Origin of the sequence: Fodinibacter luteus, assembly GCF_039541575.1 — a bacterium.
Lineage (GTDB): Bacteria > Actinomycetota > Actinomycetes > Actinomycetales > Dermatophilaceae > Fodinibacter > Fodinibacter luteus.
Genome location: NZ_BAABGM010000013.1, coordinates 67,860 through 94,266 on the forward strand (window position 1 = coordinate 67,860; position 26,407 = coordinate 94,266).

The 26,407-nt window shown below is 74.6% G+C and carries 25 protein-coding genes; 10 read left to right on the forward strand and 15 right to left on the reverse strand.

The window, feature by feature from the left end:
• Nucleotides 1-2: 2 nt before the first annotated feature.
• Entirely contained in the window at nt 3-2,129 is a 2,127-nt protein-coding gene (locus tag ABD899_RS09995; protein WP_345205265.1) for a DNA gyrase/topoisomerase IV subunit B, read from the reverse strand.
• A 319-nt stretch (nt 2,130-2,448) separates the two neighbouring features.
• On the opposite strand from ABD899_RS09995, the gene ABD899_RS10000 reads away from it, so the two are divergent.
• Together ABD899_RS10000 and ABD899_RS10005 are read left to right on the forward strand one after the other, a co-directional pair.
• Nucleotides 2,449-2,667: a DUF7455 domain-containing protein gene (locus tag ABD899_RS10000; RefSeq protein ID WP_345205268.1), complete on the forward strand. Its 219-nt coding sequence runs from the start codon at nt 2,449-2,451 to the stop codon at nt 2,665-2,667.
• 1 nt (nt 2,668) lies between these two features.
• A complete protein-coding gene (locus tag ABD899_RS10005; RefSeq protein WP_345205270.1) occupies nt 2,669-3,163 on the forward strand; it encodes a DUF456 domain-containing protein in 495 nt (164 codons plus the stop codon).
• A gap of 147 nt (nt 3,164-3,310) precedes the next feature.
• On the opposite strand, the gene ABD899_RS10010 is transcribed toward ABD899_RS10005, so the two are convergent.
• The 6 genes from ABD899_RS10010 to ABD899_RS10035 all read right to left on the reverse strand — a co-directional run bounded on the left by ABD899_RS10010 (nt 3,311) and on the right by ABD899_RS10035 (nt 10,717).
• Nucleotides 3,311-3,703 (reverse strand): DUF3040 domain-containing protein, encoded by a 393-nt coding sequence (locus ABD899_RS10010; RefSeq protein ID WP_345205272.1) that lies wholly within the window; start codon nt 3,701-3,703, stop codon nt 3,311-3,313.
• Nucleotides 3,704-3,760: 57 nt separating this feature from the next.
• Complete coding sequence (dinB, locus tag ABD899_RS10015; protein ID WP_345205275.1) at nt 3,761-5,017, reverse strand: DNA polymerase IV; 1,257 nt, start codon at nt 5,015-5,017, stop codon at nt 3,761-3,763.
• A gap of 18 nt (nt 5,018-5,035) precedes the next feature.
• Nucleotides 5,036-5,821, reverse strand: a complete 786-nt coding sequence (locus tag ABD899_RS10020) for a class I SAM-dependent methyltransferase (protein ID WP_345205277.1) — start codon at nt 5,819-5,821, stop codon at nt 5,036-5,038.
• A gap of 66 nt (nt 5,822-5,887) precedes the next feature.
• Nucleotides 5,888-9,940 carry a DNA polymerase III subunit alpha gene (locus ABD899_RS10025; protein WP_345205743.1) on the reverse strand — a complete coding sequence of 1,351 codons (4,053 nt, stop codon included), beginning with the start codon at nt 9,938-9,940 and terminating at the stop codon, nt 5,888-5,890.
• Nucleotides 9,941-9,947: 7 nt separating this feature from the next.
• Entirely contained in the window at nt 9,948-10,379 is a 432-nt protein-coding gene (locus ABD899_RS10030) for an SAV_6107 family HEPN domain-containing protein (RefSeq protein WP_345205280.1), read from the reverse strand.
• Nucleotides 10,380-10,438: 59 nt separating this feature from the next.
• The gene (locus tag ABD899_RS10035; RefSeq protein WP_345205283.1) at nt 10,439-10,717 is read right to left on the reverse strand and encodes a DUF6504 family protein; all 279 of its coding nucleotides are present in this window, start codon (nt 10,715-10,717) and stop codon (nt 10,439-10,441) included.
• Nucleotides 10,718-10,879: 162 nt separating this feature from the next.
• On the opposite strand from ABD899_RS10035, the gene ABD899_RS10040 reads away from it, so the two are divergent.
• The gene (locus tag ABD899_RS10040; protein WP_345205288.1) at nt 10,880-11,404 is read left to right on the forward strand and encodes a YbaK/EbsC family protein; all 525 of its coding nucleotides are present in this window, start codon (nt 10,880-10,882) and stop codon (nt 11,402-11,404) included.
• A gap of 48 nt (nt 11,405-11,452) precedes the next feature.
• Here the strand turns inward: ABD899_RS10040 and ABD899_RS10045 are convergent, their stop codons facing one another.
• Together ABD899_RS10045 and metF are read right to left on the reverse strand one after the other, a co-directional pair.
• On the reverse strand, nt 11,453-11,617 hold the full coding sequence (locus ABD899_RS10045) for a hypothetical protein (RefSeq protein ID WP_345205291.1): 165 nt from the start codon (nt 11,615-11,617) through the stop codon (nt 11,453-11,455).
• Nucleotides 11,614-12,525: a methylenetetrahydrofolate reductase [NAD(P)H] gene (gene metF / locus ABD899_RS10050; RefSeq protein ID WP_345205294.1), complete on the reverse strand. Its 912-nt coding sequence runs from the start codon at nt 12,523-12,525 to the stop codon at nt 11,614-11,616. Before metF ends, ABD899_RS10045 begins: the two co-directional genes overlap by 4 nt.
• 89 nt (nt 12,526-12,614) lie before the next feature.
• Here metF and ABD899_RS10055 point away from each other — a divergent pair, with 89 nt between their 5' ends.
• Nucleotides 12,615-13,700 (forward strand): polyprenyl synthetase family protein, encoded by a 1,086-nt coding sequence (locus tag ABD899_RS10055; protein ID WP_345205297.1) that lies wholly within the window; start codon nt 12,615-12,617, stop codon nt 13,698-13,700.
• A 52-nt stretch (nt 13,701-13,752) separates the two neighbouring features.
• Here ABD899_RS10055 and ABD899_RS10060 read toward each other — a convergent pair whose 3' ends face one another.
• A complete protein-coding gene (locus tag ABD899_RS10060) occupies nt 13,753-14,148 on the reverse strand; it encodes an Rv2175c family DNA-binding protein (protein ID WP_345205299.1) in 396 nt (131 codons plus the stop codon).
• A 136-nt stretch (nt 14,149-14,284) separates the two neighbouring features.
• On the opposite strand from ABD899_RS10060, the gene ABD899_RS10065 reads away from it, so the two are divergent.
• The 5 genes from ABD899_RS10065 to ABD899_RS10085 all read left to right on the forward strand — a co-directional run bounded on the left by ABD899_RS10065 (nt 14,285) and on the right by ABD899_RS10085 (nt 20,240).
• Nucleotides 14,285-15,406, forward strand: coding sequence for a LysM peptidoglycan-binding domain-containing protein (locus ABD899_RS10065; protein WP_345205301.1), 1,122 nt, complete (start codon nt 14,285-14,287; stop codon nt 15,404-15,406).
• Between the two features lie 51 nt (nt 15,407-15,457).
• Nucleotides 15,458-17,407, forward strand: a complete 1,950-nt coding sequence (gene pknB, locus ABD899_RS10070; RefSeq protein WP_345205303.1) for a Stk1 family PASTA domain-containing Ser/Thr kinase — start codon at nt 15,458-15,460, stop codon at nt 17,405-17,407.
• A gap of 5 nt (nt 17,408-17,412) precedes the next feature.
• Nucleotides 17,413-18,333, forward strand: coding sequence for a DMT family transporter (locus ABD899_RS10075; RefSeq protein ID WP_345205305.1), 921 nt, complete (start codon nt 17,413-17,415; stop codon nt 18,331-18,333).
• A gap of 116 nt (nt 18,334-18,449) precedes the next feature.
• Entirely contained in the window at nt 18,450-19,493 is a 1,044-nt protein-coding gene (locus tag ABD899_RS10080) for a polysaccharide deacetylase family protein (protein WP_345205307.1), read from the forward strand.
• Nucleotides 19,494-19,637: 144 nt separating this feature from the next.
• Nucleotides 19,638-20,240 (forward strand): hypothetical protein, encoded by a 603-nt coding sequence (locus ABD899_RS10085; RefSeq protein WP_345205309.1) that lies wholly within the window; start codon nt 19,638-19,640, stop codon nt 20,238-20,240.
• A gap of 41 nt (nt 20,241-20,281) precedes the next feature.
• On the opposite strand, the gene ABD899_RS10090 is transcribed toward ABD899_RS10085, so the two are convergent.
• The 5 genes from ABD899_RS10090 to ABD899_RS10110 form a co-directional block, all read right to left on the reverse strand.
• Nucleotides 20,282-21,325: a threonine aldolase family protein gene (locus tag ABD899_RS10090; RefSeq protein ID WP_345205314.1), complete on the reverse strand. Its 1,044-nt coding sequence runs from the start codon at nt 21,323-21,325 to the stop codon at nt 20,282-20,284.
• 5 nt (nt 21,326-21,330) lie between these two features.
• Nucleotides 21,331-22,683 (reverse strand): class II 3-deoxy-7-phosphoheptulonate synthase, encoded by a 1,353-nt coding sequence (locus ABD899_RS10095; RefSeq protein ID WP_345205317.1) that lies wholly within the window; start codon nt 22,681-22,683, stop codon nt 21,331-21,333.
• An 89-nt stretch (nt 22,684-22,772) separates the two neighbouring features.
• Entirely contained in the window at nt 22,773-23,480 is a 708-nt protein-coding gene (locus ABD899_RS10100; RefSeq protein ID WP_345205320.1) for a response regulator, read from the reverse strand.
• Entirely contained in the window at nt 23,477-24,706 is a 1,230-nt protein-coding gene (gene macS / locus ABD899_RS10105) for a MacS family sensor histidine kinase (protein WP_345205323.1), read from the reverse strand. Before macS ends, ABD899_RS10100 begins: the two co-directional genes overlap by 4 nt.
• 10 nt (nt 24,707-24,716) lie before the next feature.
• Nucleotides 24,717-25,526, reverse strand: a complete 810-nt coding sequence (locus tag ABD899_RS10110; protein ID WP_345205326.1) for a lysophospholipid acyltransferase family protein — start codon at nt 25,524-25,526, stop codon at nt 24,717-24,719.
• A 115-nt stretch (nt 25,527-25,641) separates the two neighbouring features.
• Here ABD899_RS10110 and ABD899_RS10115 point away from each other — a divergent pair, with 115 nt between their 5' ends.
• Nucleotides 25,642-26,337, forward strand: coding sequence for a hypothetical protein (locus ABD899_RS10115; RefSeq protein ID WP_345205329.1), 696 nt, complete (start codon nt 25,642-25,644; stop codon nt 26,335-26,337).
• Nucleotides 26,338-26,407: the final 70 nt, after the last annotated feature.

A 26,407-nucleotide genomic window follows, 5' to 3' on the forward strand; every position in this document is an offset into this window, starting at 1 on the left:
GGTCAGACGTCGATGCGCTCGCGGTCGAGGGCGTGCGCCGACTCGACGATGAAGTCCCTGCGCGGCGCGACCTCCCCGCCCATGAGCAGCTCGAACACCCGGGTCGCGGACTCGACGTCGGCGGCGGTCACCTTGCGCAGGGTGCGGTGCTGGGGGTCCATCGTCGTCTCGGCGAGCTGGTCGGCATCCATCTCCCCGAGGCCCTTGTAGCGCTGGATCGGCTTGGTCTTCCGCCCGCGCCGGGTGATCGCCGCCATCGTGCGGCGCATCTCGGCCTCGGAGTACGTGTAGATGACCTCGTTCGCCTTCGACCCCGGGTTGACGACCTCGATGCGGTGCAGCGGCGGCACCGCGGCGTAGACCCGCCCGGCCTCGACGAGCGGGCGCATGTAGCGGAAGAAGAGCGTGAGCAGCAGGGTGCGGATGTGGGCGCCGTCGACGTCGGCGTCGGTCATGATGATGACCTTGCCGTAGCGGGCGGCGTCGAGGTCGAAGGTGCGACCGGAGCCGGCGCCGATGACCTGGATGATCGCCGCACACTCGGCGTTGCCGAGCATGTCGGTGACCGACGCCTTCTGGACGTTGAGGATCTTGCCGCGGATCGGCAGCAGGGCCTGGTGGTCGCTGCTGCGGGCGAGCTTCGCGGTGCCGAGGGCGCTGTCGCCCTCGACGATGAACAGCTCGGTGCGCTCGACGTCGGTGCTGCGGCAGTCGGCGAGCTTGGCCGGCAGCGTCGAGGACTCCAGCGCCGTCTTGCGGCGCTGGGTCTCCTTGTGCAGCCGCGCGCTGATCCGCGACTTCATCTCGGCGGTGACCTTCTCGAGCAGCAGCGCCGCCTGCTGCTTCTCCGGGCGCTTGGTCGAGGTGAGCCGCGCCGTGAGCTCCTTCTCGACGACCCGCGCCACGATGGCGCGCACCGCGTTCGTGCCGAGGACCTCCTTGGTCTGGCCCTCGAACTGCGGCTCGGCGAGGCGCACCGTGACGACCGCGGTCAGGCCCGCGAGGGCGTCGTCCTTCTCGAGCTTGTCGGTGCCGACCTTGAGGCGCCGGGCGTTGACCTCGAGCTGGCGGCGCAGCACCTTGAGCAGGGCCTGCTCGAAGCCGGCGAGGTGGGTGCCGCCCTTCGGGGTGGCGATGATGTTGACGAACGTCGTCACCCTCGTGTCGTAGCCGGTGCCCCAGCGCACCGCCACGTCGACGCCGCACTCGCGCTCGACCTCGGTCGGGGTCATGTGGCCCGCGGCGTCGAGCACGGGGACGGTCTCGGTGAAGGTGCCGCTGCCCTGCAGGCGCCACACGTCGGTGACGGCGGGGTCGGGCGCGAGGAACTCGCAGAACTCCGAGATGCCGCCGTCGTGGACGAAGACCTGCTCGCTCGGCTGCGCACCACGCTCGTCGCGGATGACGATCGTCAGGCCCGGGACGAGGAAGGAGGTCTGCCGGGCCCGGGCGACCAGGCCCTCGAGGTCGAAGGCGGCGTCCTTGAGGAAGATCTGCCGGTCGGCCCAGTACCGCACCCGGGTGCCGGTGACGCCGCGACGCGTGCGCCCGATGACCTCGAGCTCGCTGACGTCGACGTAGGGAGTGAAGCGGTGGTCAGGGTCCTTGGCCCCCCGGGCGCCCGCGACGTCGGAGAACACCCCGGGTTCGCCGCGGCGGAAGCTCATCGCGTAGGTCCGGCCCCCGCGGTCGACCTCGACGTCGAGCCGCGAGGACAGCGCGTTGACGACCGACGCGCCGACGCCGTGCAGGCCGCCGGATGCCGTGTAGGAGCCACCGCCGAACTTCCCGCCGGCGTGCAGGCGGGTGTAGACGAGCTCGACGCCCGTGAGGCCGGTGCGCGGCTCGATGTCGACCGGGACGCCCCGGCCGTTGTCGCGCACCTCGACCGAGCCGTCGTGGTGCAGGGTCACCTCGACGCGGTCGCAGTGGCCCCCGAGGGCCTCGTCGACGGCGTTGTCGATGATCTCCCACAGGCAGTGCATGAGCCCGCGCGAGTCCGTGGACCCGATGTACATGCCGGGACGCTTGCGGACCGCCTCGAGGCCCTCGAGGACCTGGAGGTGGTGGGCGGTGTACTCGGACGCGGACTTGCTCGTCGCGGCCTTCTTCGCAGCGGTCGTCGGCACGTCACGCAGGGTAGCCGCCGGGCCGGACAGCCCCCGACAGGCGCACCGCGTCCGCGCGAACGGGCACGAACGGGCGCGACCGGCATCCGACGGCGGCCCGCCCACGGCGGCCCGCCCACGGCGCCGGCCCGCCGGGCCCGGCGACGGGTCACGATCCGGCGCCGGGCCCGGCGACAGGTCACGATCTGGACATGACCGGGGCCACAGGGCCCCACCCTGCACAGCGGGAAGCAACGGACGTGCTTGACTGTTGCAACGCTCGCCGCCCGATCCGGGTGGAGCGACCGACGCAGGACCGAGCGAGCCGAGGAGGCCCGACGTGAACGCCGCACTGGCACCGACCCTGACCGCAGCGGACCGTTGCGACCGCTGCAGCGCCCAGGCGTACGTCCGCGCCCGCCTCCACGCCGGGGGAGAGCTGCTGTTCTGCGCCCACCACGGCCGCGAGCACATCCCGGCCCTCGCCGGCCTCGCCGAGATCCACGACGAGAGCGACCGCCTGCTCGAGCCCAGCGTCCCCGGCGAGCCGACCATCTGAGGTGGATGCCGTCGCCGACGGCGCCTCCGTGCTCGTTCCGGCGCTGCTCATCGTCGTCGGCCTGCTCGGGATCGTCATCCCGGTGCTGCCCGGCCTGCCCGTCGTCGTCGGCGGCGTCCTGCTGTGGGCGGTGCTCGAGGGCTCGGCCCTGGGGTGGGGCATCCTCGTCGCGAGCGTCGTCGTCGCGGTCGCCGGGTTCGCCCTGCAGTACCTCGTCCCCGGGCGCCGGATGCGCGAGCAGGGCGTCAGCAGCTCGACCCTGGCCATCGCGGTGCTCATCGGGATCGTCGGGTTCTTCGTCATCCCGGTCGTCGGCGCGCTCGTCGGCTTCGTCCTCGGCATCTACGTCGTCGAGCTCGGCCGCGGCCGCGACCGTGCGCAGGCCTGGACGCGCACGAAGCACGGGCTCGTCGCGGTGCTGCACAGCATCGGGATCGAGCTCGGGGCCGGACTCGTCATCGCGGCTCTGTTCGTCGCCGGCGTCGTCGCGGCGTGACCGGCGTCGTCACGGTGCGACGGCCGGCCGCTGCGGTGCGATCGGGCCACACCGTGAGGTGATGGAGGAGCGGCCCGCGGGCGGGTCGGTGACGCCGGTCGCGCGGGCACGCGCCGGCCCGTCCAGCCGCTGACCCCCCGGCCGGCCTCAGGGGTTGTTCTGACGCTTGTCCCAGCGCTCGTCGAGGCGGTCCATGAACGAGCGCTGGCCCTTGCGCCGGCTGCCCTTGGCGACCGGGGCGCCGGTCGTGCCGTCACCGCGTACGACCCCGAGCCTGGCGCGTCGCGGTGGGGTGGCCGCGAAGACGGCGGCGGCGACCATGATCGCGAAGCCGATGGCCCCGACCCACATCGTCGTGTTGATGCCGACGAGCACGAGACCGAGCCCGACCACGACCCCGACGGCTCCGACGAGCCACCGGCGGCGCTGCAGCGACGCGAGGGAGCTGCCCTGCATCTGCGAGGCGAACTTCGGGTCCTCGGCAGCGAGGGCCTGCTCCATCTGTTCGAGCATCTTCTGCTCATGGTCTGAGAGGGGCACGGATCCTCCCGTGGTCGGCCCGGGCGCCCGGCGGACGCCCTGTTTGTCCCTGAGCCCTCAGGATAGGTCGCGCGGTCGCCGCACGGAAGCCGATGTGTCACGTTGGATGAGACTGGCCGGTCGTACCGACCCTGACCCGAACCGTGAACGGGCCCGGTCGACCGCCCGGTCGGCGTCGCGCCACCCGTGCTCCGGCTCGCCGATGACCCCCTGGATCGGCGCCCGCGAGGCCTCGACGAGCTTCTCGAGCCGCACGCCGACGAGCCGGATCCGGGCCCGCTGGAGGCCGAGGGCGTCGAAGAGCCCGACCGCGGCCTCGTGGATCGCCCGGCCGCTGTCGGTCGGCTCGCGCAGCGTCCGCGAGCGGGAGATCGTCGTGAAGTCGCTGAACCTCACCCTCAGGGTGACGGTCCGTCCGGTGAGCCCCGCCGCGCGCATACGGGCCGCCGTGCGCTCGCTCAGGGCGAGCAGGCGCCGGTGGATCTCCTCGGCGTCGTCGATGTCGTGCTCGAAGGTCTCGTCGCTACCGATGCTCTTCTCCCGCTGGCCGCGCTCGACCGGTCGGGGGTCACGACCCCACGCGAGCTCGTGGAGGTGGCGACCGGCGGCCTCGCCGAGGCCGCGCACGAGCGTGGCGAGCGGGGTGTGCGCGATGTCGGCGACGGTGCGCAGGCCGAGCCGCACGAGGGCCTCCTCGGTGCGCTCCCCCACCCCCCACAGGGCGGCCACGGGCAGCTGCTGGACGAACGGCACGACCTCGTCGCGGGGGACGACGACCATCCCGTCGGGCTTGGCGAGCCCGGACGCGATCTTCGCGACGAACTTCGTCGAGGCGACACCGACCGAGCAGGTGATGCCCTGTTCGTCGTGGACGGTGTCGCGGATGTGCTGTCCGATGGTCGTCGGGCTGCCCATCCGCCGCACCGCCCCCGACACGTCGAGGAAGGCCTCGTCGAGCGAGAGCGGCTCGACGACCGGGGTCACCGAGTGGAAGGTCTCCATGACGGCCTCGGAGATCGCCGCGTAGAGCCGGTGGTCCGGCGGCAGGACGACGGCCTGCGGGCACAGCCGCCGGGCTCGGGCCATCGGCATCGCCGAGGTGACCCCGAAGCGGCGCGCCTCGTACGTGGCCGAGAGCACGACCCCGCGGGTGCCACCCCCGATGATGACGGGGGTGCCGACGAGCTCGGGGTGCGAGAGCAGGGTGGCGGAGGCGTAGAAGGCGTCCATGTCGACGTGCAGGACGGTGCACCCGGTGTCGTCGGGGGGCTGCCCCGAGTCGCGGTGCGGGAGGGCGAACTGGCGGCGGCTCATCGCGGGCCCGACGCGGTGTCAGCCCCGGGTCGCCAGGACGTGGCGCACGCTGCCGAGCGCCCCGAGGAGCGGGTGGTCGCGGTGGTGGCTCGCGACGTCCTCGAGCTCGAGGAGCGCCGTGCGGTCGGCCTCGGAGTCGACGAGGGCCGACGGGACGAGGTCGCTGAAGATGCGCACGCCGTGGCTGTCGACCGGCGTGAACCCGTGGGCGAGGAGCAGGTCGAGCACGCCCTGCTCGTCGAAGCGCCGCGGGGCCGGGTCGTCGTCGCCCCACCGGCCGTCAGGGCGCTCGAGGATGGCCCGGGCCCGGACGAACTCGCCCGCGAGGGCCCGCGCGAGGGCGGCGGGCAGGCGCTGGGCGACGACGAGGGAGAGGATGCCGCCACGGGCGAGGACGCCGGCGATGTTCGCGAGCGCGGTGTCGGGGTCGTCGACGACCTCGAGCGTGCCGTGGAGGCAGACGAGGTCGTAGGGGCGGTGCCCACCGGGAGCGGCGAGGTCGCCGATGGTGTCGGTGTCACCCTGCACCGGGTGGACCCGCTCCGACGTGCCGGTGTCCGCGGCCCGGCGGCGCAGCGAGGCGAGGGCGTCGGGGCTGGGGTCGACGACGGTGACGTCATGGCCGGCCGCGGCGAGCGGGACGGCGGTTCCCCCGGTGCCCCCACCGACGTCGAGGACGCGCAGCGGACGTCCCAGCTCGGCGCTGCGGCCGGCCGCGACGTCGTCGAGCACCCCTTGGACCGCGGCCGTGCGCAGATCCGGGTGGGTTCCGGCGCGACGGGATCGGCCACGCTCGTCGGCCACGGCTGGTCTCCTTCGTCAGGTCGCGGCGCCCGGTCCCGGTCGGGGGCACGGTCTGTCCCGCCCACCCTAGTGTCCGGAGCTGCCGGGGCTGGCGTGCCACAGCTTGCGCGAGGGCAGCCCGGCTCCGCTCGCCGCCGGGTCGAGCGGGACGTCCTGACCACTGCCGGGGGCGCCCCGGCCGGAGCGGGGGTCGGCACCGGGGGGCCGGGTGTCGGCGTACGGTGACTGGCGGAAGCCCGACGCGTGGACGAGCACCCGCCGGCCGGTGCGGGCGTCGCGCTCCCGGGCGACCTCCTCGACCGCCTCGGCGCGGGCGACGGCATCCGCCTCCCCCGCGGCGATCGCCGCCCGGACCCGCTCGAGGCCGCCGAGCTGCCAGGCGTCCCAGAGGGCGGACAGCTCCCAGGCGCCCGTCGCGCGGATCGACAACCCGCGCTCGCCGGTGCGGCGCAGCACCCCGCGGACGAGGAGCAGCCAGGAGTGGAAGACCACGCCGGCGTAGGGGCCCTGGACGTCCTCGAAGAACGTGCAGTCGGACGGGCCGGTGGAGTCGTCGAGGGTGAGGAACACGACCCGCCGCCCCGAGCGAACCGGCGGGGTCTGGGTGGCGACCTTGACCCCGGCGACCCACACCTCGCTGCGGCTGCGGGTGCCGAGCAGGTCGCGGCTGCGGGTGACCCCCAGTGCGGTGAGCAGCGGGGCGTAGAACTCGACGACGTGGGCGGACACGTCGAGCCCGAGCACGTCGAGCTCGGCGCGCACCCGCTCCGGGCCGGTCATCTCGGGCAGCCCGGCCCCGGGGACGAGGCGCGGCCGGTCGCCGAGGTCGAGGGTCAGCTGGGTCGGCTGCTCGGCGGCGGGGACGACCTCGCGGGCCGCCTGCGACTGCGCCCCGGCCCGCTCGCGGACGTCGGCCCCGGGCGTGCCGTCCTCGCGCGGCGGCGGGATGCTCGGGACGGCGAGCCGCCGGTCACGACGCGGGGGCGCCCCGCCCCCGCGCTCCCACCGCTCGAGCTCGGCGACGTGGAGCAGCAGGTCGCGCCGGGTGACCCGGCCGCGCCGTCCGGGCCCGCCGTCACCCATCCCGTGGAGGGCGTCGAACGCCCCGGCGAGGACGAGCCGCTCGGTGACCGGGCGGCTCACCCGGGTGCGGGTCCAGAAGTCGCCGAGGTCGGCGTAGGGCTGGCCCGCGACGATGCGGGCGACCTCCGCGGCGCTGATGCCCTTGACGTCGGCGAGGGAGAGCCGGATGCCGTAGGGCTGGGGGTCGCGCTGCCACCCGGGGAGGACGGCGCCACCGCCGTCCGGCACCGCCCCCGCATGCGGAGCGGCATCCGTCGAGTGAGCAGGACACGCCGAAGGCGAGTCTCCCGATCCGGCGTGTCCTGCTCTCTCGACAGGGTCGACGGCAGACAGGACGTCGGCGACGCGCTCGACCCGGTAGGTGTCGCCCGACGCGTTGACGTCGAGGCCGAGGACGGGGATCCCGAAGGACCGGGCGTCGTCGAGGAGGAGCCGCTTCGGGTACATCCCGGGGTCGTGGGTGAGGATGCCGGCGAGGAACGCGGCCGGGTGGTGGGTCTTCAGCCAGGCCGAGTGGAACGTGGGCAGCGCGAACGCGGCGGCGTGCGCCTTGCAGAAGCCGAAGCTCGCGAAGGAGCGCAGCACCTCCCAGATCCGGTCGCGGTCGTCGGCGGAGTAGCCCCGGGCCGCTGCCGCCGGTCGCCACCACGTCTCGACGTCCTCCTGTCCCTTCGGGGTGCCCATGCTGCGGCGCACCTCGTCGGCCTGGGCGAGGGTGACCCCGGTGGTCTCCGCGACGATGAGCAGCACCTGCTCGTGGAAGACGACGACGCCCTCGGTCTCCTCGAGCGCCGGGATGAGGCTCGGGTGGAGGAAGCGCCGTTCGCTCCAGCCGTGCCGGCTGTTGAGGAACGGCGTGATCATGTCGGACTTGACCGGGCCGGGGCGGAACAGCGAGATGTCGACGACGAGGTCGTGGAACCGGCTCGGCCCGAGCTTGCCGACGAGCTCGCGCTGCCCCGGGCTCTCGATCTGGAACATCCCGAGGGTGCGGGTCGTGCGGATGAGCTCGTAGGTGGCCGGGTCGTCGTGCGGCACCTGCGCCTCGTCGTCGAGGTCGATGCGCTCGCCGGAGACCCGCTCGACCTCGGCGACCGCGTGGGCCATCGCCGACTGCATCCGGATGCCGAGGACGTCGAGCTTGAGGAAGCCCAGGGTCTCGACGTCGTCCTTGTCGAACTGGCTCATCGGGAACCCCAGCCAGCTCGCCTCGACGGGGGTGCGGTCGAGCAGGCCGTCGTTGGACAGCACGATGCCGCAGGGGTGCAGGGCGATGTGGCGGGGCAGCCCGTCGAGCGCCTCGACGAGGTCGAAGAAGGCCGCCATCCGCGGGCTGTCCAGGCCGCGGCTGCGTAGCTCGGGCAGGTCGGCGATGGCGTGCCGGGCGTCCCTGGCGCGGATGTGCGGGAAGGCCTTGGCGATCTCGTCGACCTCGGTGGGCGGCAGCCCGAGCGCGGCGCCGACGTCGCGCACGGCGTGGCGCACCTTGTAGGTGTCCATCATCGACACGCAGGTGACCCGCTCACCGCCGAAGCGGGCAAGGACGGCCTCGTAGATCTCGGTGCGGCGGGCCGACTCGACGTCGACGTCGATGTCGGGCAGCTCGGCGCGCAACGGGGAGCAGAACCGCTCCATGAGCAGCCGGTGGCGGATCGGGTCGACCCCGCTGATGCCGAGGAGGTGGTTGACGAGGCTGCCGGCCCCCGACCCGCGGGCCGCGACCCGCACCCCGCGGGCCCGGATGAGGTCGGTGACCTCGGCGACGGTGAGGAAGTAGGTGGGGTAGCCCAGGGTCTCGACGACCGCGAGCTCCGCGTCGAGCCGGTCGAGGACGACCTGCTGCTCGGTCTCGCTCGCACCGGGGTAGCGCCGGCCGACCGCCGCCCGGCAGCGCTGGGCGAGCACGGCCATCGGGTCGGTGCCGGGCTCGATGCCGAGCACCTGCGCCTCGGGGAGGTGGACCGCGCCGATGCCGAGGTCGTGGCGGGCCTGCTGGGTGCACTCGTCGGCGACGAGGGCCGTCATCGCGACGAGCCGGTCGGCGCGCGAGCGGTCGCCCCCGGTGACCTCGAGGGCGCTCGCGTGCATCGCCGCGGTGCTCGCGAGGTGCCCGGCGTCGGTGACCCGGTCGAGGTGGCGCGAGTCGAGGACGACGAGGCGCCGGGAGGCGTCGAGCAGGTCGACGGTGCGCACCTGCTCGGGGTCGACGTGGCGGACCGCGGCGGTGAGCACCGCGGGGATGCCGGCCGCGTCGGCGAGGCCGAGCAGGTGCGCCGCGTGCGACCGGCATCCGGGTGTGCCCTCGGGCCCGCCGTGGAGGACGACCTCGACGGCGAGGGCGTCGCGCGGCAGGAGGGCTCGCCACGTGGCGAGCAGGTCGCGGGCCCGGTCGCGGCGTCCGGCGAGCACGGCCCGCCCGACGTCGGAGTCCGGGCCGAGCAGCACGAGGAGCCGGCCCGGGCCACCGACCGTCGCGACCTCGTGCGACGTACGCACGGTTCTCACCGGGTGGGGGGTGCGAGAACCGTGTGAAGACCGCACGACGTCGGAGCCGACGGGGTGGGACCAGCGGGCGAGCAGGTCGGCGGTCGTCACGGGCACCCCTCGCTCCCCGCGCAGGTGGGTCTCGGTGACGAGGCGGCACAACGCCGCCCACCCGGCCCCGGGGGCGACACCCGCGCCCCGGCCACGGGCGAGCACGGTGACCCTCGGACGCCGGGGGTCGACGATCGCGCCACCGCGCACCGGGGTGCGCGGGCGCTGGGGCGAGCGCCCCGCACCCGGTGAGCCCCCGGCATCCGCCGCGCCGACCGCGAGCGGCTCGACGGCGAGGTCGACCCCGAGGACCGGGGCGATCCCCGCGCGGCCGCACGCGGTGGCGAACCGCACCGCGCCGTAGAGCCCGTCGCGGTCGGTGAGGGCCAGGGCGCCCTGGCCGTGGGCGGCGGCCCGCTCGACGAGGTCCTCGGGCATCGACGCGCCGTAGCGCATCGAGAACCCCGAGGCGACGTGCAGGTGGGCGAACGCGGGCACCAGCGCGCCCTCAGGCGGAGCGGACCGGGACGAGGCGCCGCGGCCGGTGCGCGAGCGGCACCCCGAGGCGGTCGGCCGCGAGGTCAACGAAGGTCTCGGCGTCGCGCAGCAGGTCGTCGGCCTCGCGGGCGGTGACCCGCACGAGCCCGGTCTCGACGCCCACCCGCTGCCCGGTCACGGCAGCGAAGCGGTGCGCCCACTCGGTGAGCTCGGGGACGAGCCGCGCGGTGAGCGCCCAGACGTCGTGGGGGCCGTCGCCACCCGCGGCCAGACCGGCGCCGGGGTGGCTCGCCGAGCGGGCGGCGACGAGGGCGGCACCGGCCCGCAGCGCGGCGAGCGAGGCCGCGAGGTAGCGCGCGGAGGCGGCGGAGGCGGCGTACCCGCTCGTCAGCGACTCCCGGGAACGGTCGAGGAGGTCGAGGGTGGTCGCGGCGTGGCTCATGGGGTCTCCTCGGTCGGGGTTCGTCGTCGGGTTCGTCGGGTCGGGGCTCGTCGGTCGGGTCAGTCGTGGGCGCGCAGGAGCAGCCAGCGGTCGTCGTCGCGGCCGAGGTCGAAGACGCCGGCGGTGCCCGACGGCGGGCGGGCCTCGACCCGCCAGACCCGGCGCTGGGGGCTCGGCAGCCCCGGCACGGTGGGGTGGTCACCGACCTCGCGCCACCACGCCCGGCGCTCCTGCCACGAGGCGAGCACCGCGCACACCGTGTAGCGGCGACCGCGCCAGACGAAGTCACGGGGCCCGTCGTCACCCCGGACCGCCACCTGCTCGTCGTGACGACGCACCACGGGACCCTCCGGACCGCTGCCGGGCACCACCCGGGACGCGGCTGCCCGGACGGTCACCGGGACCTTCCCGGTGATCGAACACCTGTTCGACACAGACCACCATAACCCCACCCCCCGACATCGGGTCAAGCCGTCCCCGGGGGTCACTACGCTGACGTCATGACCCCCGAACCGGGCGACCCGGTCCCCCTGCGCGACCTGTCCGGCCACCCGGGCGTGCGGGCGGTCCTGGACACCCTGGCGCTGCACCACATCACCCCGGAGGTGCGCCACCTCCCGGATGCCGTGCGCACGGCCAGGGCGGCCGCCGAGGCCCTCGGGACCTCCCCCGCCGAGATCGCGAACAGCCTCGTCTTCGTCGCGACGACCCACGAGGGCGAGCGGCAGCCCCTCCTCGTCCTCGCCTCCGGCGGGCACCGGGTCGACGTCGACAAGGTGGCCGACCTCGTCGGGCTCGCGTCGGTCGAGCAGGCCGACCCCGAGTTCGTGCGCCGCCACACGGGGTTCGCCATCGGCGGGGTCGCCCCGGTCGGCCACCCCCGGCCGATCCACACCATCATCGACGTCACCCTCGGGCGCTACGACACGGTGTGGGCGGCGGCGGGGCACAGCCACTCCGTGTTCGCGACGACCTACGACGAGCTCATCCGGATCACCGGTGGGCACCCGATGGACGTCGCCTGACCGACCCCGGTCGCCCGGTCCACCGCACCGCTCGACCGCCGAGCGCGCTCAGCCGGATACGCCCCCCGGCCGGGCGAGGTCGTCCACCGAGGCGAGCGGCACGACGCCCGATGCCGCGGCCGACAGCACGGGGTCCCGGTGCTCGGCGGCGACCGGCCGGTCCTCGCCCACGAGGTGGACCAACGTCGCGGCGTCGAGGACGAAGCGGGTCATGGCCCCAGCGCGAGGTGGTCGTGCACCTCGAGCGTGGCCGTCGACCGGTTCATCGTGATGAAGTGGATGCCGGGCGCGCCCTCGTCGAGCATCCGCCGGCCGATCTCGGTCGCGATCTCGACCCCGACCGCGCGCACCGCCGCAGGGTCGTCCTTGACGGCCTCGAGGCGCGCGACGACCGCGGGCGGCAGCGGCGTGCCCATGAGCTCGGACATCCGGTGGATCTGGCGGAGGTTGGTCACCGGCATCAGGCCCGGGGTGATCGGCAGGTCGCGCCGAGCCGCGACCCGGTCGCGCAGCCGCAGGTAGCTGTCGGCGTCGAAGACCATCTGGGTGATCGCGAAGCTCGCCCCGGCATCCGCCTTGCGGACGAGCACGTCGACGTCGTGGTCGAGGTCGGGGCTGGCGGGGTGAACGTCCGGGAAGGCGGCGACACCGACGGTGAAGTCGCCGAGCCCGCGGATGAGCTCGACGAGGTGGTCGGCGTGGTCGAGGCCCTCGGGGTGCGGGGTCCACGCACCGCGCACGTCGCCCGGTGGGTCGCCGCGCAGGGCGAGGATGTTGCGGACCCCCGATGCGGCGTAGGCCCCCACGACGTGGCGCAGCTGGCGCACCGACGCCCCCACGCAGGTGAGGTGCGCCAGCGGGGTCAGCGTCGTCTCGTCGGCGATCCGGCCCGTGACACGCACGGTGCGGTCCTGGGTGGTGCCCCCGGCGCCGTACGTCACCGAGACGAACGCCGGGTGCAGCCGCTCGAGGTGCCGGACGGCGGTCCACAGCTGGGCCTCGGCCTCGTCGTCCCTGGGGGGGAAGAACTCGAAGCTGATCGAGGGCCGCGACTCGGCCAGGCGCGCCGGGATGGACGCGACGAGGTGCGCCGGCCGTCCCCCTCCTCCGTAGTGCGCCATGGCGGTGAGGGTAGTCGAGGGGCCACGCCGTAGGCTCGGCTCACCCAGCATCCGACCACCGCTCCCGTGGGTCGTCCAGGAGGTCCGCCGTGCCCAGCCCGCTCGAGAGCGTCGACCTGCGGCACCGGGTCCAGCAGGTCCTCGACGCCGAGCTCGCGGCCCAGGCCGAGGTGCTCGCCGAGCTCGGCCCCGACGTCGACGAGCTGCTCACGGCCGTCGCCGCCCTGTTGCGTGGGGGCAAGCGCCTGCGCGCGGCCTTCGTGTACTGGGGGCACCGCGCCGCCGGTCGGCCCGACTCCGACGCCCTCGTGCGGCTCGCGAGCGCCATGGAGCTCTTCCAGGCCGCCGCGCTCATCCACGACGACGTCATGGACGACTCCGACACCCGCCGTGGGATGCCGGCCGCGCACCGTGCGTTCGCCCACGCCCACGCCGCGCGCGGCTGGGCGGGCGACGGGGCGCGCTTCGGGCTCGCCGGCGCCGTCCTCGCGGGCAACCTGTGCCTCACGTGGACCGACGAGGTCTACGCGACGTGCGGACTGCCCGAGGCCGACCTCGCGCGCGGCCGTCCCGTCTTCGACCGGATGCGCACCCAGCTCATGGCGGGGCAGTTCCTCGACGTCGTCGAGTCGGTGCGGCCGTGGCACGGAATCGGCGACGACGAGCGCATCGAGCGGGCCGGGCGGGTCATCCGCTTCAAGAGCGCGAAGTACTCCGTCGAGCACCCGCTCCTCATCGGCGCGACGACCGGGGGGCTCGACGCCGCCGGGCTCGCCGCCCTGTCGCGCTACGGGCTCGACCTCGGTCGTGGGTTCCAGATGCGCGACGACCTCCTCGGCGTCTTCGGCGACCCGGGCGAGACCGGCAAGCCCGCCGGTGACGACCTGCGCGAGGGCAAGCGCACCGTGCTGCTCGCCCACGCCCTCGCCGGCACCGGGGCCCGGAGCCGCGACCGGGTCGAGGCCCTGCTCGGCCGCCCCGACCTCGACACCGCTCAGGTCGACGAGCTGCGCACGATCATCGAGGCGTCGGGCGCGGTGACCCGGCTCGAGGACGAGATCTCGCGGCTCGCGGCCTCCGCACGCGCGGCGGTCGAGGGAGCGCCCTCGCTCGAGCCGCAGGCGCGCGCCGCCCTCCTCGAGCTCGTCGAGGTCGCGACGTCCCGGACCTCCTGAGCGGGCCACCGGGGGGCCGGGGCCGCGCCGGGCCCGGCCTGCGGGGAGGAGGCTAGAAGGCCTCCTCCATCGCCCGGCGGCGGACCTCGGTCTTGAAGCCGGCGCGGATCGCGTCGAGCGGGGTGCCCGGCACGGGGAGGGTGTCGTCGGGCGTGTGCAGCCAGCGGATGATCTCGACGTCGGTCATGCCGCCGTCGGCGAGCACCGTGAAGGTGCCCCTGAGGGCGGTCAACGGCCCGTCGGCGTCGAGGAACCCCTCGGGGACGGCGGCGACGCGCCGCTCCCCCACCCGGTGGGCGAGCAGCTCGCGGTCCTCGACGAGGCGGCGCACCGCGGAGAGGGGGAGGCCGAGCCGCTCGGCGACGTCCGGCACGGTCAGCCACGAGCCGACGAGGGCCTCGACGTCGTCCGCGGTCGGCGGGGCGGAGTCCTGGGAAGCGTCGCTCACGGTGCTCAGGGTGCCACAGCACCGCGGGAAACCGCAGGTCGCGGCCTGCGCGCGGGATGACGTCACTCCCGGTACCGTGTGTCCCAGAAACCTCACTGGACACACCGACCACTCCTTTCACAGGCAAGGACGCGCCATGGTCATCTCCGCCCCTCCCGCGACGGCCCCGGAGGTCGTCGTGCTGCCGTCGGCCGGCGTCGCGGCCGCGAACCCGGCCCCGCACGGGTGGACGACACACACCGTGCGCCCGGGGGACACGCTCATCGGCATCGCGGCCCGCTACCGCACGACCGTCGGCGTCCTCGCCGCGCGCAACGAGATCCGCGACCGAGGCCACATCGTCGCCGGGACCCGCCTCGCCGTGCCCCGCACGACCCCGGCGAAGAGCGCGAAGCGGCCCACGCCGCAGCAACCGAGGACCGTCCACGTCGTGCGCAGCGGGGACACGCTCATCGGCATCGCCGCCCGGTACCGGGTGCCGCTCGCCTCGGTCCTCAAGGCGAACCGGCTCACGGCGCGGTCGGTCATCCACCCCGGCCAGAAGGTCACCGTCCGCGCGGCGGCGGCGACCGCGACCGCCGCCCGCACCGTGGCCAAGGGCACGAGGTACCGGGTGCGGGCCGGCGACACGCTCGGCGCCATCGCGATCCGGCACCGGACCTCGGTGGGGGCGATCGCCCGGGCGAGCGGCATCTCGACCCGATCCGTCATCCGCCCCGGTCAGCGGCTCACCATCCCCGGGCGGGCGGGCGGGTCCACGACCACGGCGAAGCAGCCCGTCCCGGACACCTTCAACGGCGTGCGGTACCCGCGCTCCGTGGCCGAGGCCGCCGCGCGGAACCGGGCGATCCTCGCCAAGCGCTCGGTGCCGAGCCGCACGACGACGAAGTCGATGATCGTCAGCACGGCCCGGCGGCACGGGGTCGACCCCAAGCTCGCGCTCGCCGTCGCCTACCAGGAGTCCGGCTGGAACCAGCGCGCGGTCTCCCCCGCCAACGCCGTGGGCGTGATGCAGGTCATCCCGGATGCCGGGCGGTGGGCGTCCGACCTCGCCGGTCGCCGCCTCGACCTGCTCGACCCGCAGGACAACGTCACCGCCGGCGTCGTCATCCTCAGGGCCCTCGGACGGGCCACGACCAGCCCGGAGAAGGCCGTGGCGGCGTACTACCAGGGTCTCGGGGCGCTGCAGAAGCACGGGATGTACACCGACACCAAGCAGTACGTCCGCACCGTCATGGCCCTGCGCAAGACCATGTGAGCGCGACGGACGGTGACGGGGACCGTGCCCGGGAGTACGTACACTCGTGCGGTGTCATCCACCGGCGACGCGCTCATCGGGCGCACCCTCGACGGACGCTACCGCGTGCTCCGTCACCTCGCCGACGGCGGGATGGCCACGGTCTACCTCGCCGTCGACGAACGGCTCGAGCGCGAGGTCGCCCTCAAGGTCATGCGCCCGCACCTCGTCCACGACGAGAGCTTCGTCACCCGGTTCCGGCGCGAGGCCCGCTCGGCCGCCTCGCTGTCGCACCCGAACGTCGTCGCCGTCTACGACCAGGGCACCGACGACGACTGCGTCTTCCTCGCGATGGAGTACGTGCCGGGCCTCACCCTGCGCGAGGTGCTCCACGACGAGGGGCCGCTGTCGCCCCGCGCCGCCCTCGACGTCCTCGAGCCGGTGCTCCTCGCGCTCGCCGAGGCCCACTCCAAGGGCCTGATCCACCGCGACGTCAAGCCCGAGAACGTCATCCTCAACGACAACGGCACGGTCAAGGTGGCCGACTTCGGCCTGGCCCGGGCCGTGACGAGCCAGACCGTCACGAGCTCGTCGGGGCTTCTCCTCGGCACCGTGGCCTACCTGTCCCCCGAGCAGGTCGAACGGGGCATCGCCGACGCCCGCAGCGACGTGTACGCCGCGGGCCTCGTGCTCTTCGAGATGCTCACCGGCACCAAGGCCTTCACCGGCGAGACCCCGATCCACGTCGCGTACCAGCACGTCCACGGCGGCGTGCCGACCCCGTCGAGCCGGGTCCCGGGCCTCGACCCCGCCCTCGACGAGCTCGTCGAGGTGGCCACGGCCCGCGACCCCGACGAGCGACCGGCGGATGCCGCGGCGTTCCTCGAGCTCGTGCGCCGCGCCCGGGCGTCCCTGTCCCCCGCCGCCCTCGACGCCCGGCCGGCCGGCAGCGCCGCCCTCGCCGCGGCATCCGTCCCCACGGCGACCGCCGCCCTGCCCGTGCAGGGGTCCGCGGGCGCGGCGACCGCCCTGGGCCACGGCGCGGGCGGGGGTGTGGCGACGCGGCCCCGCTCGGACACCACCGCCCTGGCCGTGACCTCCGCGCCGCTCGAGGGGGTCGTCGTCGCCGGTGGCGGCCGCCGCCGTGGCAGCCGCCGATGGTGGCCTGCCGTCGTGGCCTCGGCCCTCGTCGCGGCCCTCACCGCGTGGTTCTTCGTGCTCGGCCCGGGCGCCACGGCGACCGTGCCGTCGGTGCAGGGGCGCCCACAGGACGAGGCGGTGTCGGCCGTGCGCACGGCATCCCTCGACCCCCGGGTGTCGGAGGCGTTCGACGAGACGGTGCCGAAGGGGCAGGTCGTCTCGGCCGACCCCGGCCCCGGCACGACGGTCCGCCGGGGCACCGACGTCGCGATCGTCGTGTCCAAGGGGCCGGAGCGCTACGAGGTGCCCCCCGTCGTCGGGATGAGCCTGGCCGAGGCCAGCGCCCGCATCGAGGAGGGCAACCTCGCCGTCGGCAAGGTCTCGAAGGCCTTCGACGAGAAGGTGCCTGAAGGGCAGGTCGTCTCGGCGAAGCCCGGACCCGGCGCGAGCCTGAAGAAGGACACGGCGGTCGCGATGACGGTGAGCAAGGGCCGCCAGCCGATCACGGTGCCCGACCACACCGGCAAGAACGCCGAGAAGGCCGCCCGGGCCCTCGACGAGCTCGGCCTCGACGTCGACGCGAGCCGCGAGGAGAACAGCGACACCGTGCCCAAGGGCCGCGTCATCAGCCAGAGCCCGCGCGACGGCACGCTGTACCGCGGGGACACCGTGACGCTCGTCGTGTCCAAGGGCCCGGTCATGGTCGACGTCCCCGACGTCGTCGGCCAACAGCTGGACCCGGCCCGTCGCACCCTCGAGGGCGCCGGGTTCGAGGTCGAGGTGCGCCGGGCGCTCGGCGGGTTCTTCGGCACCGTCCGGCTCCAGGACCCCGCCGGCGGCAAGGCCCCCAAGGGCAGCACCATCACCCTGACGATCGTCTGACCGCCGTGACCGCCCCCGCCGGGCACGCCCGGCTCGCCACGATCCTCCTCGTCTGCGTGACGGCCGTCTGGGGCTCGACGTTCTTCCTCATCCGCGACCTCGTCGAGACCGTGCCGCCCGCCGACTTCCTCACCGTGCGGTTCGGCATCGCGGCGGCCGTCATGTTCGTCCTGTTCCGCCGCCAGACGCTCGCCCTCGGCCGCCGCGACCTGCGCATCGGGGTCGTCCTCGGCGTCCTGTACGGGTCGGCGCAGGTGCTGCAGACGATGGGCCTGCAGCACACCGACGCCTCGGTCTCGGGGTTCATCACGGGCACCTACGTCGTGCTCACGCCAGTCATCGGGGCGGTGCTCCTGCACGAGCACATCGGCCGCGTCACCTGGGTCGCGGTGGCCCTCGCGACCGCCGGGCTGGCCCTGCTGTCCCTCCAGGGGTTCGCGGTCGGGCTCGGTGAGGCGCTCACCCTGCTGTCGGCCGTGCTCTACGCCGGGCACATCGTGGCGCTCGGCCGGTGGTCGACCCCCCGCGCGGCCGTCGGCCTGGCCACCGTGCAGGCCGGGGTCATCACGCTCGTCACCGGCGTCGCGGCCGTGCCGGGCGGGCTCACCCTGCCCGCCGACGGCGGCCAGTGGGCCTCGCTGCTCTACATGGCCCTCGTCGCCGGGGCCCTCGCCCTGTGGGCGCAGACCTGGGCGCAGGCGCACCTCACCGCGACCCGCGCCGCCATCGTCATGGCGCTCGAGCCGGTGTTCGCCGCGTTCTTCGCGGTGCTCCTCGGCGGCGAGAGCCTGACCCGGCGGATGCTCGTCGGCGGCGCCCTCGTCGTCGCCGCGATGTACCTCGTCGAGCTGCGCTCCACCCCGCGCGACCCGGACGCGACGGCGGCCGAGGACCCACCCGTCGAGGCACTCCACCACGACGTCTGAGCGTCTCCTTGCACATCACCCACGTCGAGGGCCCTGCGGGTGGCGGCCCCGGGTGCGTGATGTGCAAGGAGTCGTGGGGTTCGGGCGGTGGCGGGGCCGCACCGTAGGGTGCAGCCATGGACGAGCCGGGAGCCACGCGTCAGGATGCCGCGCGCGCGGGTGCCGCAGTCGGCTCCCCCGCGGCGCGGCGCGCCGTCCTGCGCGCCTTCGCGGCCTCCGGCGCCGTCGCCGCGCTCGCGGCGTGCGCACCCGGCACCGCGCGCCCCGGCTCGCGCCCGGCATCCGGCGCGCCGACCGCCGGTGCCGGGTCCACGGCATCCACCACGACCGGGCCGGCGACCACCCCGAGCCCGACGACCACCCCCAGCCCGGCGGACGCTTCGAGCCCGGCGGCCACTCCGGAACCCTCGGGCTCGGCCCCGGCACCGGTCACCCCGAGCCGGGCGGAGGTCGTGGCGACGTACAGCGGCCGACGCCCGACGTACTGGGGGCTCAGCGCCCCGGGCGTCGTCGAGCACGCCGGGCCGGCGGCGCGGGCCGCGGGCTCGGTGGTGCTGACGCTCGACGCCTGTGGCGGGCCTCGCGGCACCGGCTACGACACCGACCTCATCGAGCTGCTGCGGCGGCACGAGGTCGCGGCGACCCTCTTCCTCAACCACCGGTGGGTCACCGAGCGGCCCGGCCCGGCCCGCGAGCTCGCGGCCGACCCCCTCTTCGAGGTCACGAGCCACGGGGTGCGGCACCTGCCGCTCTCCGTCGACGGCCGGCGCGCCTACGGCATCCGCGGAACCCGCGACGTCGGGCAGGCGTACGACGAGCTCACCGGGAACAACGAGACGCTCGAGGAGCTCACCGGGGCGCCGGTGCGGTGGTTCCGCCCGGGCACGGCGTACTGCGACGACGTCGCGGCTCGGATGGCGCGCGAGCTCGGGACGCCCGTCGTCGGGTTCAGCGTCAACGGCGACGGGGGCGCCACCCTCGGCCCGGCCCAGGTGGCAGCGGAGGTCCGCCGGGCGCGCCCCGGCGACATCGTCATCGCCCACCTCAACCAGCCGTCGGGCGGCACGGCAGAGGGCTTCGCCAAGGCGCTCCCGAGGATGCTCGACGAGGGGACGACGTTCGCCCGGCTCGGCGACGTGCTCCCCGACGCCCCTCGGTGACTCCCAGACCTGGGCCCAGCGGCTGCGCCGAGTGAGGCACGGCACTCCGCCGGGCCGGCCCCTCGGCGGGACAATGGAACCGGAGGACGACCGCGCCGGCGGACGGCCCGTCCGCGGCACGCCGCCCCGGTCAGGGTGAAGGGAATGAGTGCCATGGCAGCCACGGCACGGATCCTCAGGTACACGGCGTTCACGCTCATGGCGCTGTTCGGTCTCCTCGGTGGGCTCTTCGCCGCGGGCTACGCGTTCGAGGACCTCAGCACGTGGGTGGCGGTCGGGAGCACGCTCGCCGTCGCCGTCCCGACGATCGTGCTCAGCGTGCTCGCGTTCCGCCTCCCGGACGCGACAGCCCCCTGGTTCGTCGCACTGACCGGCCTCGTCGCGGTCGGCACGCTCCTCGACGCCGGGTTCCAGCTCGTCGACCGGGACGCCGTGGGCCCCGTCGTCGCGATCGGGGTGTTCGCGCTCGCGGTCTCGCTCGCTGTCCTCGGCCTGCACCGGTCGGCCCTCGCGGGGGTGCTGCTCCTGCTGCTCGGCGCTGCTCAGCTCGGCGGGGTCGTGCTCGGGTTCTCGGGCGAGCTCGCCGAGGGTGGCGGGCCGAGCCTCGGCGCCGTGCTCACGACGTCATCGGGCGTCGTCGTCGTCCCGCTCCTCGTCGTCGGCCTGCTCTTCGTCGTGGCGGGCGCACTGACGCACGACTCGCTGCGCGTGCGGCACCTGCCGCCGACGGCGCACCCGGCCCACTGACAGACCGCCCACCAGCCCGATCCCGGTCTCGGGCCGCGGGGTCAGGGGGTGCGTGAGCGCAACAGCGTCGTCGCCGCGTCGACCGCCGCGCCGGTGCCCGCGTCGTCGACGTCGAGGTGCCACACGGCGCGCACCCGGCCCGGCCCGACGGCATACGTCCGCACGCCCTGCTCGAGGAGCGCCGCGACGAACGCGGGTGCGTCCCAGCCGACCGCGCCGACGTCGAGGACGACGATGTTCGTCTCGACCGTGGACGCGTCGACCGCGGACGGTGCGGCCTGCGCGCACGCCGCGGCGAAGCGGGCCGCGCGGGCATGGTCGTCGGCGAGTCGCTCGACGTGGTGGTCGAGGGCGTGGAGGCCGGCCGCGGCGAGGATGCCGACCTGCCGCATCCCGGCGCCGTAGCGCTTGCGCCACACCCGGGCCTGCGCCATGGCCTCGGCCGAGCCGACGAGCACCGAGCCGACCGGGGCGCCCAGGCCCTTGGACAGGCAGACGCTCACCGTGTCGAACTCGGCCCCGTAGTCGCGCAGGGCCACCCCCGACGCGACGTGGGCGTTCCACAGGCGCGCCCCGTCGAGGTGCATGGCGACGCCCAGCGGCGACGTGGCGGCGCGCACCTCGCGGATCGCCCCGATCGGCTGGACCGTGCCGCCCCCGAAGTTGTGCGTGTTCTCCACGACGACGAGCGCGGTCTCGACCTGGTAGGGGCCCACCCCGGTCGTCACGAGCGACATCGGCCCTGCCGGGTCGAGCAGCCCCCGCTCGCTCGGCCACGAGCGGCTCGTGATGCCGGAGAACGCGGCCGCCGCGCCGAGCTCGGCCCGCAGCACGTGCGCCATCTGGTCGGCGACGAGCTCCTGTCCGGGGGCGACGTGCAGCCGCAGCCCGAGCTGGTTCGCGAGCGAGCCGGTCGGCGCGAACAGGCCCGCCTCGTGCCCGAGGAGGTCGGCGACACGCTCCTCGAGCGCACGGACGGTGGGGTCCTCGCCGAAGACGTCGTCGCCCACCTCGGCCCGGGCCATGGCGTCGCGCATCGCGGCGGTCGGGCGGGTCAGGGTGTCCGAGAGGAGGTCGGCGCGCACCGGCGTCAGTCCTGGTTGAGCATCTCTGCGACGAGGAACGCCAGCTCGAGGCTCTGCTGGTGGTTCAGCCGCGGGTCGCACACCGACTCGTACCGCAGGTTGAGGTCGGCGTCGAGGATGCGCTCGGACCCGCCGATGCACTCGGTGACGTCGTTGCCGGTGAGCTCGACGTGGATGCCGCCGGGCACGGTGCCGAGGGCCCGGTGCACCTCGAAGAAGCCCTCGACCTCCTCGACGACGTCGTCGAAGTCGCGGGTCTTGTAGCCCGACGCGGACTCGAAGGTGTTGCCGTGCATCGGGTCGCAGACCCAGGTGACCGACGCGCCGGAGGCGGTCACCTTCTCGACGATCGTCGGCAGGGCCTCGCGGATGCGACCCGAGCCCATCCGGGTGATGAAGGTCAGTCGTCCGGGCTCGCGCCGGGGGTCCACCTTGTCGATGATGCGCAGCAGGTCGTCGGTGTCGGCGGTCGCGGAGACCTTGATGCCGACCGGGTTGCGCACCGACGCGACGAAGTCGATGTGCGCGCCGTCGAGGTCGCGGGTGCGCTCCCCGACCCAGACGAAGTGGCCGGAGGTGTCGTAGAGGTCCCCGGTGCGGGAGTCGACCCGGGTCATCGGGCGCTCGTAGTCGAGGACGAGCGCCTCGTGCGCGGAGAAGAACTCCGTCGTGCGCATCGCCTCGAAGTCGGCGCCGCAGGCGTTCATGAACTTCATCGCCTTGTCGATGTCCTTGGCGAGCCGCTCGTAGCGCGCGTTGGCGGCGTTCGCGACGAAGCCCTTGTTCCAGTCGTGGACGTGGCGCAGGTCGGCGAAGCCGCCCGTCGTGAAGGCCCGCACGAGGTTGAGGGTGGCGCTGCTCGCGTGGTACGCCCGGACGAGGCGCTGGGGGTCGGGCGTGCGCGCGGCCTGCGTGAAGTCGAAGTCGTTCACCATGTCGCCGCGGTAGGCCGGCAGGGTGACTCCCTCGCGGGTCTCCTCGGTGCTCGAGCGCGGCTTCGCGTACTGCCCCGCCATCCGGCCCACCTTGACGACCGGGACGGAGGCGCCGTACGTGAGCACGGCGGCCATCTGCAGGATCGTCTTGACCCGGTCGCGGATGTTGTCTGCGGTGGCGGAGGCGAAGGTCTCGGCGCAGTCACCGCCCTGGAGCAGGAACGCCTCACCACGGGCCACCGCCGCGATCCGCTCGCGCAGCACGTCGCACTCACCCGCGAAGACGAGCGGTGGGTAGCTCGCGAGCGTCGCCACCGCCTCGTCGAGGGCCGCCCGGTCGGGCCAGGCCGGCTGCTGGGCGGCAGGCCGGCCGGCGCCGGCGGCGAGCCGCTGGCGGGGGTCGGGGGCGGTGGTCGTGCTCACGAGGGTCAAGGATAGGTCCCGACCCGGTGGGGCCCCTCTGTGCCCGCATGCCGGTATGCCTGGCCGGGCCACCGGACGCCCCACAGCGGTCAGGGCGCCGTGGCCTCGTCGTCCTCGAGGCCACGCGCCAGGGCGAAGCGCACGAGCTCGACCCGGTTGTGGAGGTGGAGCTTGCCGAGGGTGTTCTGGACGTGGTTCTGCACGGTGCGGTGCGACAGGAAGAGCTCGGCGGCGATCTCCTTGTAGGACATCCCGGTGGCGACGAGGCGCAGCACCTCGGTCTCGCGCTCGGTGAGCTCGGGGATCGGGCGCCGGCGCTCGGTCGCACTCGTGGGCTGTGGCTGCGGGGCGTCGGCCATCCGCCGGAACTCGCCGAGGACGAGCCCCGCGAGGCCGGGGGTGAACACGGCCTCGCCCCTGGCGGTCGCCCGGACGGCGTCGACGATCTCTCCCGCCGAGGCCGACTTCACGAGGTACCCGGTGGCTCCCGCCTTGATCGCGGCGAGGACGTCGTGCTGCTCGCCGCTCGCCGACAGGATGAGCACCCGCGTCGGCAGGTCGCCGAGGGCCCGGCACACCTCGTCACCGCGCATCCCCGGCAGGTTGAGGTCGAGCACGAGCACGTCGGGGCGCGTGGCACGGGCCCGACGGACCGTCGCGGGCCCGTCGGCCGCGGTCGCCACGACGGCGATGCCGTGCTCCGTGAGGTCGCGCTCGAGCGCCGAGAGCCACAGCGGGTGGTCGTCGGCGACGAGAACGGTGGGACCGGGCACGGCAGGCGGTGCGGTGTCGCTCATCGACGCTCCGGGGTGCTCTGGGGGGCGGTCGCCCGGGGTGGGGTGCGGCCGGCGGTGTCCGGGGAGGCGGCGCGCGGGACGGTCATCCGCACGACGCACCCACCGCCGGGCCGGGTCGTCCACGTCACCGAGCCTCCGAGGTCCTCGATGCGCCCGCGGATCGACGAGCTGACGCCCAGCCGGCCGCGGTCGGCGGCCCCGAGGAGGTCGGCCGGCTCCGCCCCCACCCCGTCGTCGCGGATCGTCACCTCGAGCCCGCCCGAGCCACCCTCGAGGAGCACCCAGGCGCGGGCGCCCGGGCCCGCGTGGCGGTCGACGTTGTCGAGCGCCGCCGCGACGGCGGCGTCGACCTCGCGGGCGACGAGCGGGTCGAGCGCGACGGGGTCGGCCGGGACCGAGACTGACACGTCGGGGCGTTCGTGCGCCGTGAGCAGCCGGCGCAGGTCGAGCTCGACGTCGCCGCCCCGCAGGTCGACGTCGGCCACGTCGGGTGCACCGGTGCCGGACACGAACCGGCGCAGCGAACGCTCCTGCTCCGCCGCGATGACGGATAGCTCGGCGGCGGGGCCGCCGATCTCGTCGCCGCGACGGTGGATGTAGGCGAGCGACTGGAGCACGCCGTCGTGCACGACGCGGGCGATCCGCTCCCGCTCGTGGAGGCGCTCGCGCTCAAGGAGCACCTGTTCCTCCCGCTCCAGGCCGGTGCGGGCCAGGTCGACGGCCAGGCCGACGAGCCCACCGAGGAGGAACAGCAGGACGATGTTGTGGACCGTGGCCTGGGTCGGGGTCCCGACCTCGATGAGGTCGGCCACCGCGATGACGCCGGCCGCGATGAGGCCGCCGCGGGCACCCGCGACGACCGCACCCCCGGCCACCGAGCCCGCCGCCCAGATCGTCGGGATGGTGAACTGGCCTGCGGCGATGGCCTCCGGCGTCTCGGCGAGCATCGTGGCGAAGATGCCGACGACGGCGATCGAGACCTCGACGACGACGAGTCGCACGCTGCGCCGCCGGTAGGCGAGCAGGGCGAGTGACCACACGAGCATGACGGCGATGACGACGGCCGCGACCCACGGCCGCACCATCGTCTCGTGGCGCTGCCAGGCGAGCCACGCGGCGTACAGCGCGGCGAGCGGTCGGAAGACGTCGAGCCCGCGGTGGAAGGACTCGACGACGACCGGCTCGCGCCGGCCGGAGCGCACCGAGCTCGGTCCGAGCACCCCCATGCGGATCCTGTCAGCTCGCGCGCCGCTGGGGGCCGGCGTCGTCGTCGAGGCCCTCCGCGGCGTCGAGGGCACCCTCGAGCTCGGAGACGGCGCGACCGGGCTGCGCCGCCTCGTGGGCCTCCTTGGCCCGGATCTTCTTCTCGCGGGCGATGCGGTCCTTCATGGCCGAGGCGTACATGTCGACGTACTCCTGGCCGGACAGCTCCATCATCGCGTACATGATCTCGTCGGTGATCGAGCGCAGGACGAACCGGTCGCCCTCCATCCCCTCGTAGCGGGAGAAGTCGAGGGGGGCGCCGATCCGCACGCCGACGCGGATGAGCTTGGGGATCTTCTTGCCGGTCGGCTGGGCCTTGTCGGTGTCGATCATCGCCACGGGGATGACGGGCACCCCTGCCTCGAGCGCCATCCGGGCCACGCCGGTCTTGCCCTTGTAGAGCCGGCCGTCGGGGCTGCGGGTGCCCTCGGGGTAGAGCCCGAGCAGCTCGCCGCGGCGCAGCACCTTCAGGCCCGAGCGCAGCGCGGCCTCGCTCGCGCGACCCCCCGAGCGGTCGACGGGCAGCTGACCGACCCCCTTGAAGAACGCCGCGGTGAGCCGGCCCTTGAGGCCCTCCCCGGTGAAGTAGTCGGACTTGGCGAGGAACGTCATCCGGCGCGGCACGACGAGCGGCAGGAAGATCGAGTCGGAGAAGGACAGGTGGTTGCTCGCGAAGATGGCGCCCCCGGTCTCCGGGACGTGCTCGGACCCCTCGACCCAGGGCCGGAAGAGCAGGCGGAGGATCGGCCCGAGGACGACCGTCTTCAGCACCCAGTAGAACAACCGGACCACCCTTCATCACGCGACGCCCGAACTCTAGTGCACTGGGTCACACTGCCGGTCGGGCGGACGCCGTGCGAAGATCGTCATCCCAGCCCGCAGCACCGTAGGAGACCTCGTGCCCGACCGGCCCGGCGACATGGACGAGCGCGACGTCGACGCGCGCTTCGCATCCATCGTGGCCCGCTGGGACGGGCCGCTGCCCGACCCCCACCTCCCGGTGGAGGACGCCGCGCCCCGGACCTCGGATGCCGCGCCGGGCGAGCCGGATGCGCCGGATGCGCCGGATGCCGTGAAGCCCCCCTCGGCCGCGCCGGATGCCGTCGGGCTCGGGCCGGCTGCCCCGCCGGCCGGGACCCCCGAGGCGGGTCATCCCGAGGCGGCTGCGCCGGAGGCGAGCCCGCCCGACACGGGTGACCCGGCCGCCCAGACAGCGGCTCCTCCGTCGCCCTGGGTCAACCCCTCCCCGCTCGACGTCGTCGTCCCCCCGACGGCGTGGCGGACCCCGGAGCCCACCGACCCGGTCACCGAGCGGGCCGCTGCCGAGGCCGAGGCGGCGCTCGAGGAGGAGGAGCACTTCGAGCCGCCCGAGGTGATCCTGCCGCCGCAGGAGGACCTGCACTTCTGGGGTGCGGTCATCGGCCTCGTCGCGGGCCCGCTCATGCTGCTCTACGTCGTCTTCGCGCGCCCGTTCCACAGCACGCGCTGGTTCGTCGCGGCGGTCGTCGTCTCGCTCGTCGGGTTCGGGCTGCTCATCCTGCGCCAGCCCAAGCACCGCGACCCCACGAGCGGGGACGACGGGGCACGCATCTGACGACGTCGGACGGACCCGCCCGACGCGCGCCGACCGCGTCGCGCGCCGACCGCGTGGCGCTCGGGAACGC

What these genes read in the sequence shown, in the direction of transcription:
- ABD899_RS10080 (WP_345205307.1), top strand. Translation starts at nt 18,450, where the DNA reads ATGGACGAGCCGGGAGCCACGCGTCAGGATGCCGCGCGCGCGGGTGCC.
- ABD899_RS10030 (WP_345205280.1), bottom strand. Translation starts at nt 10,379, where the DNA reads ATGAGCCACGCCGCGACCACCCTCGACCTCCTCGACCGTTCCCGGGAG.
- ABD899_RS10065 (WP_345205301.1), top strand. Translation starts at nt 14,285, where the DNA reads ATGGTCATCTCCGCCCCTCCCGCGACGGCCCCGGAGGTCGTCGTGCTG.
- macS (WP_345205323.1), bottom strand. Translation starts at nt 24,706, where the DNA reads ATGGGGGTGCTCGGACCGAGCTCGGTGCGCTCCGGCCGGCGCGAGCCG.
- ABD899_RS10045 (WP_345205291.1), bottom strand. Translation starts at nt 11,617, where the DNA reads ATGACCCGCTTCGTCCTCGACGCCGCGACGTTGGTCCACCTCGTGGGC.
- ABD899_RS10040 (WP_345205288.1), top strand. Translation starts at nt 10,880, where the DNA reads ATGACCCCCGAACCGGGCGACCCGGTCCCCCTGCGCGACCTGTCCGGC.
- ABD899_RS10100 (WP_345205320.1), bottom strand. Translation starts at nt 23,480, where the DNA reads ATGAGCGACACCGCACCGCCTGCCGTGCCCGGTCCCACCGTTCTCGTC.
- ABD899_RS10085 (WP_345205309.1), top strand. Translation starts at nt 19,638, where the DNA reads ATGAGTGCCATGGCAGCCACGGCACGGATCCTCAGGTACACGGCGTTC.
- dinB (WP_345205275.1), bottom strand. Translation starts at nt 5,017, where the DNA reads ATGAGCCGCCGCCAGTTCGCCCTCCCGCACCGCGACTCGGGGCAGCCC.
- metF (WP_345205294.1), bottom strand. Translation starts at nt 12,525, where the DNA reads ATGGCGCACTACGGAGGAGGGGGACGGCCGGCGCACCTCGTCGCGTCC.